Source organism: Pseudomonas sp. OIL-1, from assembly GCF_010669185.1.
Classification (GTDB): domain Bacteria; phylum Pseudomonadota; class Gammaproteobacteria; order Pseudomonadales; family Pseudomonadaceae; genus Halopseudomonas; species Halopseudomonas profundi.
On record NZ_CP048629.1, the window covers coordinates 3,417,730 to 3,432,033 of the forward strand.

15 protein-coding genes are annotated in these 14,304 nt (G+C 59.1%); 5 read left to right on the forward strand and 10 right to left on the reverse strand.

Features of this window, described 5'->3' with window-relative positions:
- Nucleotides 1-239: 239 nt before the first annotated feature.
- Nucleotides 240-1,406 carry a hypothetical protein gene (locus G3M63_RS15855; protein ID WP_163983748.1) on the reverse strand — a complete coding sequence of 389 codons (1,167 nt, stop codon included), beginning with the start codon at nt 1,404-1,406 and terminating at the stop codon, nt 240-242.
- Nucleotides 1,407-1,640: 234 nt separating this feature from the next.
- On the opposite strand from G3M63_RS15855, the gene G3M63_RS15860 reads away from it, so the two are divergent.
- The 4 genes from G3M63_RS15860 (at nt 1,641) to G3M63_RS15875 (ending at nt 3,510) form a co-directional block, all read left to right on the forward strand.
- Nucleotides 1,641-1,847 carry a DUF3185 family protein gene (locus G3M63_RS15860; protein WP_150298912.1) on the forward strand — a complete coding sequence of 69 codons (207 nt, stop codon included), beginning with the start codon at nt 1,641-1,643 and terminating at the stop codon, nt 1,845-1,847.
- Between the two features lie 76 nt (nt 1,848-1,923).
- Nucleotides 1,924-2,316 carry a hypothetical protein gene (locus G3M63_RS15865; RefSeq protein ID WP_163983749.1) on the forward strand — a complete coding sequence of 131 codons (393 nt, stop codon included), beginning with the start codon at nt 1,924-1,926 and terminating at the stop codon, nt 2,314-2,316.
- A gap of 145 nt (nt 2,317-2,461) precedes the next feature.
- A complete protein-coding gene (locus tag G3M63_RS15870; protein ID WP_256669845.1) occupies nt 2,462-3,046 on the forward strand; it encodes an extensin family protein in 585 nt (194 codons plus the stop codon).
- Nucleotides 3,047-3,168: 122 nt separating this feature from the next.
- Entirely contained in the window at nt 3,169-3,510 is a 342-nt protein-coding gene (locus G3M63_RS15875; RefSeq protein WP_163983750.1) for a zinc ribbon domain-containing protein YjdM, read from the forward strand.
- A 394-nt stretch (nt 3,511-3,904) separates the two neighbouring features.
- Here the strand turns inward: G3M63_RS15875 and G3M63_RS15880 are convergent, their stop codons facing one another.
- The 7 genes from G3M63_RS15880 to G3M63_RS15910 all read right to left on the reverse strand — a co-directional run bounded on the left by G3M63_RS15880 (nt 3,905) and on the right by G3M63_RS15910 (nt 10,935).
- Nucleotides 3,905-4,633 (reverse strand): YebC/PmpR family DNA-binding transcriptional regulator, encoded by a 729-nt coding sequence (locus G3M63_RS15880; RefSeq protein WP_150298915.1) that lies wholly within the window; start codon nt 4,631-4,633, stop codon nt 3,905-3,907.
- A gap of 88 nt (nt 4,634-4,721) precedes the next feature.
- Nucleotides 4,722-5,189, reverse strand: coding sequence for a DUF3429 domain-containing protein (locus G3M63_RS15885; protein ID WP_150298916.1), 468 nt, complete (start codon nt 5,187-5,189; stop codon nt 4,722-4,724).
- Nucleotides 5,190-5,236: 47 nt separating this feature from the next.
- Nucleotides 5,237-7,261, reverse strand: coding sequence for a DUF3488 and transglutaminase-like domain-containing protein (locus G3M63_RS15890; protein WP_163983751.1), 2,025 nt, complete (start codon nt 7,259-7,261; stop codon nt 5,237-5,239).
- Nucleotides 7,258-8,247 (reverse strand): DUF58 domain-containing protein, encoded by a 990-nt coding sequence (locus G3M63_RS15895; protein WP_163983752.1) that lies wholly within the window; start codon nt 8,245-8,247, stop codon nt 7,258-7,260. The genes G3M63_RS15890 and G3M63_RS15895 overlap by 4 nt, the downstream gene beginning before the upstream one ends.
- Nucleotides 8,217-9,134, reverse strand: coding sequence for a MoxR family ATPase (locus tag G3M63_RS15900; RefSeq protein WP_150298919.1), 918 nt, complete (start codon nt 9,132-9,134; stop codon nt 8,217-8,219). The genes G3M63_RS15895 and G3M63_RS15900 overlap by 31 nt, the downstream gene beginning before the upstream one ends.
- Before the next feature lie 85 nt (nt 9,135-9,219).
- Nucleotides 9,220-10,569, reverse strand: coding sequence for a TAXI family TRAP transporter solute-binding subunit (locus tag G3M63_RS15905; protein WP_163983753.1), 1,350 nt, complete (start codon nt 10,567-10,569; stop codon nt 9,220-9,222).
- Nucleotides 10,570-10,689: 120 nt separating this feature from the next.
- Nucleotides 10,690-10,935 (reverse strand): acyl carrier protein, encoded by a 246-nt coding sequence (locus tag G3M63_RS15910; RefSeq protein WP_150298921.1) that lies wholly within the window; start codon nt 10,933-10,935, stop codon nt 10,690-10,692.
- A 394-nt stretch (nt 10,936-11,329) separates the two neighbouring features.
- Here G3M63_RS15910 and rnk point away from each other — a divergent pair, with 394 nt between their 5' ends.
- Nucleotides 11,330-11,737 (forward strand): nucleoside diphosphate kinase regulator, encoded by a 408-nt coding sequence (rnk, locus tag G3M63_RS15915; RefSeq protein ID WP_150298922.1) that lies wholly within the window; start codon nt 11,330-11,332, stop codon nt 11,735-11,737.
- 198 nt (nt 11,738-11,935) lie between these two features.
- Here the strand turns inward: rnk and rmuC are convergent, their stop codons facing one another.
- A complete protein-coding gene (gene rmuC / locus G3M63_RS15920) occupies nt 11,936-13,489 on the reverse strand; it encodes a DNA recombination protein RmuC (protein ID WP_163983754.1) in 1,554 nt (517 codons plus the stop codon).
- An 86-nt stretch (nt 13,490-13,575) separates the two neighbouring features.
- The gene (locus tag G3M63_RS15925) at nt 13,576-14,277 is read right to left on the reverse strand and encodes an NrdJb (RefSeq protein ID WP_150298924.1); all 702 of its coding nucleotides are present in this window, start codon (nt 14,275-14,277) and stop codon (nt 13,576-13,578) included.
- Nucleotides 14,278-14,304: the final 27 nt, after the last annotated feature.

Consider the following 14,304-nt stretch of genomic DNA (forward strand, 5'->3'; position numbering starts at 1 on the left):
CGCAACGAGGCTTTTAAAGAGGAGCCGAAAGCAGCGGGTTAGTTCCGCCGACAGAGCCGGCGGAGTAACAGATCGATAGCCAGCGCGGGCTGGTTGGCCAATAGCGGGGCGTCACCAGCGCAAGGTAATCTGGCACGCGGCAATCCTGCCGCCGGATACAATCGAGTCGGGTGCCGAACTGATGGGCGGAAGACCGGGCAAGGGGCAGCTTCGCTCCCCGCCCGTCCTGGCGAGTGATTTTAGAACCTGTAGATTGCCGCTGCACCGCTGCGACCCGGCATGCGTTCCGCCGGAACCACATCTACATCGCCCCCGCGTTCGAGTACCAGCAGAATCAGCTCATCCAATACATCCGTTGCAGTACGGTCACCGGTTTCATCGAGCAATACCGCACCGGTATCGCGGTCAACCTGGCCGGGTACCTCGCGGTCTGCCTCGACCAGTAACGTACCCACCTTTCCCTGGGCGGCTGCACTGCCGATTTCACGTAGATCGTCAGTGGCCTGGTTCTGCGGTTTCGATGTCGCGTACTGCTCGAGGATGCCGCTCAAACGCTCGCTGTTGCGACGCTCCATCAGCTCGCTGCTGCGTTGTTGCAGTGCGCGGACGTCGAGTGAGCCCTGTCCGAGGTTGATGCCCTCCTTGAGTATTTTCGGGTTGTGGCTCTGCGCCCGGAAAAACGACTGGTTCTCTGGCAGCCCGGCCAGTATCAAAGGCAAACCAGAGGGACGCGAATAGTGATCCAGGATCGCCCGGTCGACCACCCGGAAGAAACGATCCCGATCGTGATCTATTTCAGCCTGCTTGTCAGGACCACCGGCTTCGTGCATTTGCGGGTCACCCCGCTCGCCCGCCGAGCTATAACCACCGGGATGGCCCGACTGGTCTTTTTCCGTCAGTTCACTGCCGAGGGCCTTATCCAGGTTTCGAGGTACTTCCGGGACCAGCTCTACCTCATCAAGCACGTCGCTATTGCCTTCGAACAAGCGAACCTTGTCCCGCGCCAGACACAGCACCTGATAGCGATCGGTGGACTGTACGATGCGCAGTAGTGGCTTCAGGTACGGATGCGAATTGACTATCACGTATTCCGGCACCGTCTGTTGCAGCGAGAAAACCCTGAAGAAGTTTTCACCGCACAAAACGGCGATTCCGTCGCGCTGATAGATCCAGAAGTCGTGGTCATCAAGCAACGCCTCGAAGGGCTTCATCAGCGCAGCGGCATCAGCCTCGGGGTGCTGCGCTTGCAGCCGCTCGCGTAGCTCTCGCAGCATGTTCTTGTAGCGGATGGGGTCCTGCTCCCGTTCCGGAAAACTGCGGTGGGTAGGCATATAGAGGGAAAGGCATGTCTGCTTCTCCATCTTTATCAGCTCATTCAGGGTTTCTCGGGAAATTCTCTCAGACATGGCTGACTCCTCGATGGGTAGGGTGAAATACAGAACGACTCCCTGCTGAACCCGCCCTGCGATCTGGCGATCAACGGTCGGGTTTCCCTTGTTGTTCATAATCTTATGACGAGGGTCCGCACTATGAGTTCAAGCAGTCTGGCCGAGCGGATTTCCCCATAGCGCAGTGGTATCGCAACGCGTAAACGGCTATAAGTGGGTTGTCCGCTTCCAGGACCTACATTGAGAACAAGAATGGCAACGCAAAAAATAATTGGCATCGTGCTGCTCGCTCTGGGGCTGGTTCTTCTGTACTTCGGTTGGCAGTCGTCCCAGTCGCTGGGTGATCAGGTGGCGGAAACCTTCACGGGTCGCTTCACCGAAGGCACCATGTGGTATTTGATTGTCGGCTGCATGGCTATCGTTGCTGGTGCCATTCTGGCGCTGCTGCGCAATCGTTAAACATGGTTCCTGCCAACGCCGGCCACCTGTCCGGGTTGGTATAAAACCGTCCACTTCATTTATGCCGGTATTTTTGATGAAGAAAACCACTGCCTGGATTTGCCTTCCCGCTGCACTGCTCGTGGCGAGTTGCAGTAACGATTCTCGCCTGCCTGATGCCCAGGTTGAGCCGCCTCCTGCCCCGCGAACGATCCAGGTTTATAAACCCACCGGCGCGGTGCAGTGCGGCGATTCAGGCTCGACTGCTGCGACGCTGGCCTTACAGCTTGTGGAATCCGGCGTGAGCGTGTCCGATGCCAGCTGTGGTCACGACGGCATGATGCGCATCGCCCAATGCGGCGCACCAGACGGCAGCATCGCTGTGTTTGCAATCTCCCAGCGGGATTTACCTGAAGCACAACGGATCGGTTTCAAACCGCTTGCTGAGTTGCCTTCGGCCCAGCTGACACCTTGTAACGAGTCACCATAGCGGAGGGAGTTTGAAACCTATTGCTGTCCGGTTGATTAAATGGCTCCTGCTGCTAGCGATAGGCGTAGGCATCTTTCTCACCAGGCCATGGGACCAGCTGCCGCCAGAATGGAATCCATGGAGACCCCTGGAAATCAGCCATCCGATGACCCCGATCAGCAAGTGGAAGCTTTCGCGAATCAGTGACGATCCAGAGCTATGCCGAGCTGTACTTGAGACCGCTCCAGAAGGCTCTCTGGACTATCTCCCGCTGGAAGACTACACCCCGGTCGAAGGCTGTCCGCTAACCAATGTCGTGCGCATCAGCCGCTCACAGAGCACCTACAACTCCCCGTTTACTGTTACCTGCCCACTTGCGGTGGCCTGGGTAATGTTCGAACGCCAGAAACTCCAGCCACTGGCACAGCAGCAGCTGGGCAGCCCCATCACACGCATTGAGCACTTTGGCAGCTTCGCCTGTCGAAATATCTATAACCGGAACAGTGGGCGTCGGAGTCAGCATGCCACCGCCAATGCGCTCGACGTGGCCACCTTCAGGCTGGAGGACGGCGACCGAATATCGGTACTCCGGCACTGGGATAGCAGTTCCGCGCCGCGCAAGGCTGATTTTCTGCGTGACGTACACGATGCCGCCTGCAGTTATTTCGGGACTGTGCTGGGCCCGGACTATAACCAGCCCCACGAAAACCACTTCCATTTCGATGGCAGCGGGTTCGGTTTTTGCCGCTAGGGCCCTAGCAGGCCCGAGCATGCAGCCCCGTGTCGCATGGACACTACCGGTCACGGCTGGCATCATTCGGCGCTGATTCTCGCCCCCGGGCGAGGCAGCCCCACAAAGACAAGGTTCTGGTCATGAGCACACTTCCCCCCTGCCCCTCCTGCGGCTCCGAATACACCTACGAAGACGGCGCCATGTACCTGTGCCCGGAATGCGCCCACGAATGGGCCCAGGACGGCAGCAGCGAAGCCAGCAACGACGACCGCATCATCAAGGACGCCAACGGCAACGTTCTGCAGGACGGCGATAGCGTTACGGTGATCAAGGACCTGAAGATCAAGGGATCGTCGCTGGTGGTAAAGGTCGGCACCAAGGTCAAGAACATCCGCCTGGTGGATGGCGATCACGACATCGATTGCAAGATCGATGGCATCGGCGCGATGAAGCTGAAGTCGGAATTCGTCAAGAGGAGCTGACAGGCCGAACGGCATGGCTGGAAGCTGGAAGCTGGAAGCTGGAAGCTGGAAGCTGGAAGCTGGAAGGGAGAGTTTGGGGTTGTTGGACATCTCAACAACGCGTAATGATGGGATGTCGAGTTCCATTTCGACAAAGCAAAGCTGCCAGCAACTCCGCTGGCCGGGATGGACCCCGGCCCTCCATAAGACTTGCAGCTGTCGAGCGCCACGGGCCGCGACCTGACTCGATGGCGAGGCTTACCGCAACCCCGGCGTCGTCGGCTAGCTGGCTACGAGCTGATGCCCGGCCCCCCCGGAAAACCACACACTGGATAGCGATCTTCCAGCTACTGCGCTTTCATCGCTCAAACGAGCCCCAGAAACCATCAACAACCCCGGCCTGACCCTTCCAGCCTTAAGCTTCCAGCTTCACCTCAGCGTTATGGTAGATGTTCTGCACATCTTCCACGTCGTTGAGCATGTCGATGAATTTTTCAAACATCGGCACATCATCACCGCTGACTTCGGTCATGGTTTGCGGCAGGAACTGAATCTCGTCCACCGCAAAATCAATCTCTCCCATCGTCTCGACCAGCGCCTGCCTGGCCTTGGCGTATTCCGTATGGGGGGTAAATACGGTGATGGTGCCGCTCTCGTTCTCGATATCGCTCACGTCCACGTCAGCCATCATCAGCGCCTCAAGCACTGCCTCTTCGTCATCGCCGGCAAAGGCCAGAATGGCGCAGTGATCAAACATATGGCTGACGCTGCCGCCGGTGCCCAGCTTGCTCTTGGTCTTGGTGAAGCAGTTGCGAACATCAGAGATGGTGCGGTTGGGGTTGTCTGTCAGGCAGTCGACGATAACCATACAGTTACCCGGACCGAAACCCTCATACCGAGCAACCGCGAAATCTTCACCGCCGCCGCCCTTGGCCTTGTCGATGGCCTTGTCTATCACGTGTCCAGGTACCTGGTCTTTCTTGGCCCGCTCGATCAGCCCGCGCAACGTCAGGTTGCCCGTGGGGTCAACACCGCCCGACTTGGCGCAAACGTAGATCTCGCGAGCGTACTTGCTGTAGACCTTGGTTTTAGCATCAGCCGTTTTGGCCATTGATTCTTTGCGGTTCTGATAAGCGCGGCCCATGGGTGCTGTCCTGTAAGTTGTCAGAAAGCCGAGGATTTTACGCTCAGATTCGCGGCAGATCCATTGCCACGGCGGCCTGAGCCGAAACTCAAAGCAATGGGGTGACTGTGGCCAGCCAGGCGATCAACAGGAACATGATCACCACAATACTCAGCGGCTTGCGCAGCGCCGGGTACCACACGGGAGCCAGTCCCTGCTTGACGGCCCAGATATCGGCAAAATACAGCGCACCGAAGGCAATCAGGAAGATCGGCACAGCAAAATGAACCGGCAAGCTCAGGCCCAGCCAGCCAAGCAGCGGCGGAATGACCGACAATCCCAGCTGGACCGGGGCTTTCTCACTGGACTCTTCCGCGCGCATGGCCAGCCCCCAATGGATTGCGCCCATGAAGGCCATCACGATCGCAGCATACGCCAGCAACTCTTCAAGGACGCGCTCGCGCCAGGCCTCGGGCGTCACCCAGATCCCAAGCGAACCGGTAATAAACGGGACCAGCCCGATGAAGCCCAACCCAACGGCTAACTTTGGGGGACGGATGGCGCTGAAAGGATGCATGAAGGCTCCGTTATTCTCTGATTAAGCGTCGAACCCGGCCCATTCGATTATTCCACCAATGTGACCGGCCCGGGACGGCGCTTGCGTGGCAAGCGACGCAGCAGCGCGCCTAGCCTGGATCGGAGCGCGGAGACGCTGGCCCTGTCGTCGACCGGGACGGTGTGCATGTAAGCCTGCCGTACATACTCGTCGAAGAAGGCATCAAGTTCGGGCTGTTGCTCGGGCAGCGCCGCGACCAGCCGCGCCTGCCAGTGACGAGGTCCCTCTCCATCTCGTGCCTGCAGCCTGAGCCTGACCAGTCGGCGGTTCAGCTTGTCCCAGACACGCTTGCGAGGGTCATTAGACCGCTTTTGCGGGCGCAACGTCCAGAGCGCCAGCGGCAGCATGACCAATCCTGCGGCAATCAGCGCAATCACGCCGATGCGCTGCCAGTCGGCGGTACCAAACCAGCGCCGGAAGAAACTCAGTTGCCGCTCGCTCTCATAACCCAGCACATGCAGCTGCCAGCGATAGTTCACGTCATCCCAGGCCAGCCGGATAGTGTTTATCCAGCCAATATTGCGATAGCGCGCACCGGACAGCGGCGAATCCTGCAGGAAGCTACCCTCCCCCCGCAGCGCTTCCTGCAGGCCTCGCTCGATGCGCTCGGGCGCCACCTGAAAGGTAGGGTCAACTGAAATCCAGCCGCGACCCGGCAACCAGGCTTCGACCCAGGCGTGGGCATCGAACTGATGCACCAGCACATGATTTCCGCGCGGGTTGAGTTCGCCTCCCTGATAACCGGCCACGATACGTGACGGTACCCCCGCAGCCCGCAACGCAAAGGTCATGGCGCCAGCGAAATGCGCGCAGAATCCACGCCGCGTATCGAACAGGAATTCATCATTGGTGTGCTGGCCCAGCGTATCGGGGCGCAGGGTGTAATGATATGGCTCGCGATTGAAATGCTGCAGCATGGCCTGAATCAGCTCCGCATCATCCGGGTATTGCCGCCGCAGCGTCCGGGCCCATTCACGGGTCCGCGGATCGCTGCCCTCGGGCAGCGCCAGATATAAGCGCTGTTGCAACGCGTCCAGCCCTTGCGGGTCGAGCAGACTGTCCGGCCAGGACGTTGCGGTGTACGCCGTGGTCTGGCTGATCGGGCGTCTGGCTCGGAGCATGAAATCCCGGGTCAGAACCAGCTCATCCGTGGTCGAGCTGGCCCCGCGCAGACTGAACAGCCAGGGCTGATGACTGGCGCCGGTCACCACGCGATAGCTGATCGATGGCCCATCAACCTGTAACTCGCCCGGCGGGCCACCAGAAGACACCGCCGTATGGCTCCAGCGGCGACCATCAAACTGACTCAATGTCATGGCCCGCCAGTACAGCTGATCATGCTGCGGAATCGGCCCTTCGAAATTGACTCTGAAAGCCAGCTCCCCCGACTGCGCAAGATTGGCCACATCGCCGGGTGCCATGCTCGCCGACAGCCCTGTGGTGGCTTGCTGACCGGGGGAGTTGACCGCCCACAGCGGCCCTATTCGTGGAAACAGAAAGAACAGTACCAGCATCAAGGGAATGGCCTGCGCCAACAGTACTGCACCCGTGCGAAAGGCACGGCCCGGATCGTTGCGTCCGGACGTTTGCTGCAAGCCTACCAGAGCCGCAATCAGCACCAGCATGGAGACGCACTGATACAGCGCCAGCAGCATGCTCTGGTTGAACAGAAAGGCTGTCGCAATCAGAAAAAAGCCCAGATAGATCACCACCAGGGCATCGCGCGGATCGCGCATTTCCAGGAGCTTGAGCATGAACAACAGCAACAGCAGCAGGACCGCGGAATCGAGGCCGATCAGCGTGCCCTGCGACACATAGACCCCGGCCACACTTACCAGAATGGCCAGCGCCTTGGTCACTATGCCGGGATACCCCCAGCGCATGCGCTGGATCTGCACCCGCCACAATGCGCACACCATCCAGAGCACGGCGACCCAGACCGGTAGACGTGGCAGGTGCGGCAGCAGCACCACAACCTGCGCGGTCAACAGCCAGGCAAGACTGTTGCGCGGAATCAGTCCAGCTGTAGTCATCTCGCCGCTCCATACAAGGCCACAGCACGCAGACAGGCGTCACGGTGTGCATCACCGACACCCGGACCAAGCTGCTCGCCCGGGAGCTTCAAGCCATAGGGCTGACCGGTCTGCTCGAGCTGCAATACCCAGCCGGCCAGGCAGCCCAGACGCTGCTCTAGGTCCGTCCCTGGCGCGGCATCAAGATCAAGCCACACGCTGTTCTGTAGCGGCTCAGCAAATACCTTGCTGTGCAACCCCTGTCCTCTTGACCAGGCGCGCCAATCCAGACGTCTTCGCGAGTCGCCGGGCTGATAGGCGCGCAAACCCTGGAAATCATCCACGCCTTCGCCATGCGGCTGGTCACCCTCGCCTTCACCGCTGCGCCCGGCACTTGGCAAGGGCGCGTCCACAGGCCTGGGATACACCAACGCCTGCAGATCCAGATCCACCAGACTCCATGCCACAAACCAGCCGAGCGGATAGCGTGTCTCGATGCGCAGGCGGCCTGGCTTGAACCAGCCGCGCTTCCGCACTGCATGATAAAGCGTTACCTGCACGTCCTCGTTCTTGCCAATGTCTACCTGCTGCGGCGTTTGGTCAGGCCAACGCAGACGCACCGATTGATGCTCGCGGTCCAGCGCTCGCAGGGTCAGGTCGAAGGGGGCTGATTCACCGGCGAAGACCGGACGGCTGCCCGTGCCGTGCAGCTGCAGTCCGGAGAGATTGCGATAGGTGTGATACAGACTGACCCAGAACAGGCTGGCGAGCACAAAGGTGACCGCGTATATCAGGCTGTTCTGGTAGTTGATCGCGCCAATGAGCATGATCAGCAACAGCAGCATCAGGCCCAATCCCGCGCGGCTGGGCAGAATGAAAATGCGCCGGTGGTTCAGCTGCACCTGGCTGGCTGGCGGAATCCGCCTGTTCAGCCAACGTGCAAAGGCGCCACTGGCCTGCCCTCCAAGGCGCCCGATCACACTGCAGGCACCCCGTTGAGCAACCATTGTGCAAGCCCGCCGCCCCCATGGCCGGCAGGATCGTCGCTGGCGCGTAGACGGTGGCTTACCACCGCTGGCAACACCGCCTGTACATCCTCTGGAATGACATAACCGCGGTGTTCCAGCATGGCCCAGGCGCGTGCCGCGGCAAGCAGCCCCAGGCTGGCGCGCGGCGATAAACCCCAGGCGCACACCTGACTCTCGCGGGTGCGATTTACCAGTCGCAGAATGTAATCAATGATCGGCTCACTGGCGGTGATCTCAGGCACCGCCTGCTGCAACCTATGCAGCTGATCTCGGGTTAGCGCGGGTTCAATGTTGTCGAGCCGGGCGCGCCGGCCCTCGCGGAGCAATAGCGCCTTTTCGGCAGCCATTGATGGATAACCGAGCGACAGGCGCATCAGAAAGCGGTCCAGCTGGGACTCGGGCAAGGCAAAGGTGCCGCTTTGCGACACCGGGTTCTGTGTCGCGATGACAAAGAATGGATCAGGCAGCGGACGGGTCGCGCCATCAACCGTGACCTGCCCTTCTTCCATGGCCTCCAGCAAAGCACTCTGACTCTTGGGCGTGGCGCGGTTAATTTCGTCAGCCAGAATCAGCTCGGCGAAAATAGGCCCGGGATGAAACACGAATTCAGCGCTGTTGCGGTCAAACACCGAGGTGCCGAGGATGTCGCCCGGGAGCAGATCACTGGTGAACTGAATGCGCTGATAACTGAGCCCCATCACCCGGGCCAGCGCTTGTGACAAGGTAGTCTTGCCCATCCCGGGCAGATCCTCGATCAGCAGGTGTCCCCGCGCGAGGATACATGCGACCGCCAACTTCACTGCGTGCTGCTTACCCAGCAGAACCTGATCAACCGCATGCAGCGCGCCATTCAATACATCCCTCATCGTTCACCTCGTATCTGTCCTGTCTTCCATGGTAGAGCCTGCCATGCGCGGCGCAAAGCCTTGATCCGGGCTCTCGCGGGCCCGACTAGGAGTGCGCAGCGTCCTGCTGGTCCGGCGGTGCCCTCATCGCTTCGAGGCGGCTGATCATATAGCGTACGTGCAAATGCAGACTGTACAGCTCATGGGCGTAGGACAGCGGCACTTCGACCCGGCTCAGATCGCCCTCCAGATCGTGCAAACCGGCAATTTCTCTGTCGATAACGCCCTTGATCTGACCGTTGATTATCAGCCGGTCGACACGGCGCAGGTGTTCGTACCATTTGAATACACGTGCACGCATGCGCCAGGTATAGATGGGTCCCATGCTGCGTAACAGGGGCAACATGATCACAATGAACGGAATAAGCAGAACAACGTAGCGGTCAGCAATGGAGGCGATCCAGAACGGCAGGTAACGTTGCAGAAACGGCACGCCCTCGCGGTGGTAGTACTCGGCTTCACCGGTGAGTTCTAGCTCCATCGGCACCGCTGCCGGGAAGGCATTGGGTGCGTCCAGGAGATTGCCTTCACGCAGTACCTCACGGGAGGCTTCGAGGACCAGCGACGTCAGTGCAGGGTGGAATGCGTCATTGGCGACCAGCGTGGCGACAGGCGAAAGCAGTGCGGAATCTTCCGGCGGCACGTTGCCGGACAGGTCAAGCAATCCTTCAGGCAAGACGATATGTTCGAGGAAGGATAACCGCGACGCCAGGGCTTCGGTCTGGGCGAGGTTCACCAGCCGGACCTCCGGCTCTGAAATCAGCGCGTTCAACAGGTTGTTGCCCACCGGGAGAACAAGGAAGGCCGCATCCAGTTCGCCCTCAAGCAAGCCGCGAACACTTGCATTACTGCCTGACGCTTGCCAGGTGCCGGTCTCGAGCAGTTCCAGCGCCCGCTGATTACCGACCTGGCCGAACAGGCTACGGACCACCGACCAGGTACCGCTACCCTCCGTGCCAACCGAGACCCTCAGATCATATAGATCGGTGAGCCGCCGAATATCAGTATCGCCACGCTGAAACAGCCACAGAGGCTCATGATAGAGCGCAGCCAGGCCACGCAGACGGCGCAGCTGCTGGCGCTCGAGCAAAGAAGTGGTTCCGCTCTGAATCAACCCGAGCTGAACCTCACCCGAGCCATCGGTAAGTCGATGAAGATTGTCGACACTGCCACGGCTGGGATACAGCTCAAGGGTCAGACCTTCGCTCGCTAAACGCTCCTTCAGCTTCAGGCCAAACTGATGATAGCCACCGCTCTCGATGCCCGTCATCATGCCGACAGTGCGTGGCGGTGCAGGATCCAGGAAACGAAAGAGTATCCAGATCACTACCGCAGCCAAAGGGAGAATCCATAGGTTTGCGCGAACGAATACCGTGGCCTGTTTGAAGACGTTCAATTACCCACTCCGGCGCGTTAGACGATGCACTCAGTCTAACCGCACCCTGGCGTAACGGCGAATAGCAGTCCGGCACCCCGAAATCGCCTGGGCCACGCTCAAACCGTTATTTGCGCCCGCTCAGTCGAGGCGTGCCGACACAAATTCGTGCAACGAACCAACCGACGCAAACGCCTCGCCTTCGATTTCGTCATCGGCAATCTGGATGCCAAAGGTATTCTCGATCTCGCCCAGAATGACCACGACCGCCATCGAGTCGAATTCTGGCAATCCCCCCAGCAGCTCGGTATCTGCGTCCAGAACAACATCATCATCGAGTTGCAGACTACGGCGCAGCAATGCCTGGATCTCGGCAAATCGGTTCACTCACGTATCCCCCGGTTACATCGGGCTTATCCCGAAGAGCGCGGATTCTGACAAAAATCCGCGATAGCTACCAGAGGTCGCCGTCGTGTTGACTGCTTTTACAGCCCAACAAACCCTGCTCCGGTTATCTTTTGCCACAACCACGCCTTGCAACCTTGCCCGGTTCTGGTAGTGTCGAGGGGTGCCGGTGTTCTACCGGCCTTTCGCTTCACAGGCACTTGAACTAGCCACCTGCGTTGCTATTACCGGATCTGAAGTCGCTTCTATAAGCTCAGTCAGGAGTCGTTAACTGCGCCTCTTCGGCATTTGTGCCGTGTCCGGGCTAGCCTGCTCGCGCTTTCAAGTCTTACCCGATACAAATAATCATTCCTGACAAGGAGTTCTGCCGTTCGCCATGAACAAATCACCCGCAATTGTGATGACAAAACTGGATATCCAGCGACTGGACGAGTTGCTAGCGACCATGGATGCGCCTATTGATCTGCTCGAAGCCCTCGAAGGCGAGATGCTACGAGCGAGAGTAGTCAGTCACAAGCGCATTGCCGCAGATGTGGTCACCATGAATTCCACCGTACGCTTCGTTGACGAGGCGAGCGAGCGCGAATTCGTCCTGACCCTGGTCTATCCGGCACAGGCCGGCCGTCCCGGCACCATTTCCGTGCTGGCACCGGTAGGCATCGCCCTGCTTGGCCTGAAAAAAGGACAGAGCATTTCCTGCACAGGGCCCAATGGCCGACCGCAGAAGCTCAAAATCATCGACATTCTTTACCAGCCTGAAGCCAGCGGCGACTTTCACCTGTAACACCCAAGGCCCGGTCAATCCGGGCCTTTCGCATACCAAATCCTACCAGCCCACTCCCATCGCCACCTTCCAGCCTTCAGCCTTCAGCCTCAGAACCCCTGCGTAGCGCAGGCGCGCTACCCCCCCAGGGGTGCGCCTCGGGCCACGTTCGGATACGCCGATAGGGTTGGCCTTTAGCTTCCGGCCTCCAGCCCGCCTCTAATCCGTCGAAGCCGGCGATTCGCGAGTCAACTCGAGACCCGCCCGATCCGTCCAACCTTCATCCAATTCAGCTTTAACTGATACGCCCAAGCCCTTGAAATCACTCACCTGTTTAACCAGGTTACCACGCCCACTGACAAGCTGATCGCAGGCTCGCTGGTAGGCTTCGGTTGCGCGTTCGAGACTCTTGCCAATACCGTCCATGCTCCCCAGGAAAGTACGCAACTTGTCATACACCTTGCCCGCACGGTCTGCCAGCTCAGCGGTGTGGCGGTTCTGATCTTCGAAACGCCAGAGCTGACGCACGATATTCAGACTGGTGAGCAATGTGGTCGGTGTCGCGACCAGAACGTTCTGTTCGATGGCCTTCTGAAACAGCGTCTCGTCAGCCTTCAATGCTTCGACAAAGGCCGACTCAATGGGAATGAACATGAACACCATCTCCGGTGCATTGAGACCCGGCAGTTCGAAATAATGCCGGTCCGATAGCTCACGGATACGCTCACCGATGGCCTGCACGTGTTCGGCCAGGGCGATGCGCCGCTCAGCCTCGTCTTCGCTGTTGATATAACGGGTATAGGCATTCAGCGAGACCTTGGCATCAATGATCAGATGCTTGTCCTGCGGCAGATAGACCAATACGTCCGGACGCTGGCGCTTGCCTTCACTGTTGTTCATGCTCACTTCGCGCTTGAAGTCCTGCCCCTGACGCAAACCGGAACGCTCCAGCACGTTTTCCAGAATCAGCTCACCCCAGTTGCCCTGCGTCTTTTTCTGCCCGCGCAATGCCGTACTAAGATCGTGGGCCTCCTGGGTAATCTGGCGGTTCAATTCCTTCAGGTGCTGAAGTTCCTGGGCCAGCGCTGCCTGCTGCTGGGTATCCTTGTGATGAATATCCTCGACCTTGCTACGAAACTGATCGATCTGTTCACGGAACGGCTTGAGCAAGGCATCCAGCGATTGCTGGCTGTGTTGAGAGAACGCCTGGCCCTTGGCTTCGAAGATACGGCTGGCAAGCTGCTCGAATTCCAGCTTGAGCTGGTCGCGGCTGTCCTTGAGCAGCTGTTGCTGTTCAGTGAAATGTTGCTGGCGTTGCTCCAGCGTACTCAACAGCGTGGAGTGCTCGACATTCAGCTGTTCGTGGGTGACCTGCAGATCCAGCAGCCTGGCATTGAGTGCTTCGCGCTCCTCGCGCAGTTCAGTCAGCTGACGGACCTGCTCGGTGCTGAGCGTTTGCGCCCGTTCGGCTTGCACCTGCCAGTGGTGACATTGTTGCTCAGCGTCGCTCAGTCGCTTGCAAACCTCGGCATGTTGGTCGCGTAGAACATCCAGGGTGTCCTGGATGTGTTCCACCCTCGCGTCCAACGCGCCCTGTCGCGCCAGCTGTTGATGCGCCTCGTTCTGTAGTTGTTGATAGCGTTCGCGCTGGGCGTTCATATCAGCCTGATAGTCCGCCTGACGCCGCAGCATCACCCAGATGGTCAGGCCCCAGCCGAGCAAGGCCGCGAGCAACACGCCTGGCATCAATGCTGCAAAATCACTCGGACTCATTACACTCCTCCTTTTATCAACCCAGCATGCAGATGCAACAAAGCCCCTCGAAAGGGGCTCTGGTCACACACTGCGAGAGATCAAACTCAACCGCACTTGCTATCGCCACAGCTCAGGCAGGTCATGCAGCCATCCATCAGGACAGCGGCCTGCGTATGGCACTTGGCGCACATCTGCGCGCCGGGTGGATAGACCTCGGTGCTGTCGTCACATTCGGCTGACGCCTGGCTTTGCGCCGAAACGCCCATGAACTCCGCGCGTTTCTGCTCGAGATAGGCACGCTGATGGTCGTCCATTTCATCCTGAATCATACCGATGCGCTTGAGATGCTGATCGAGCACTTCGCCAATCTCCGCCACCAGCGACGGCATCCAGCGCCCACCGCGCTTCATGTACCCGCCCTTGGGATCGAATACGCTGCGCAGCTCTTCAACCAGGAAGGTGCAGTCACCACCCTTGCGGAACACGGCAGAGATAATCAGCGTCAGGGCCGAAATCCACTGATAGTGCTCCATGTTCTTCGAGTTAATGAAGATCTCGAAGGGCCGACGCGTTTCGTGATCGCTGCCGTGATTGAGGATCACGTCATTGATGGTGACGTAGATCGCATGCTCGGATGTCGGCGTCTTGATCTTGTAGGTAGAGCCCTCGAGGAACTCCGGACGCTTGAGCTTCTCGTGCATCTCCTCCAGTTTGACCACGGGCGCCTGGGCTTCTTTTTCCTTGACGGCGTCGTCCGGCTTGACCACGGAGTAGTCGACAATCTTGCTGCTGATTTTCAATGCCATGTTAAATTCTTCCTCGCCCCGCCGCGA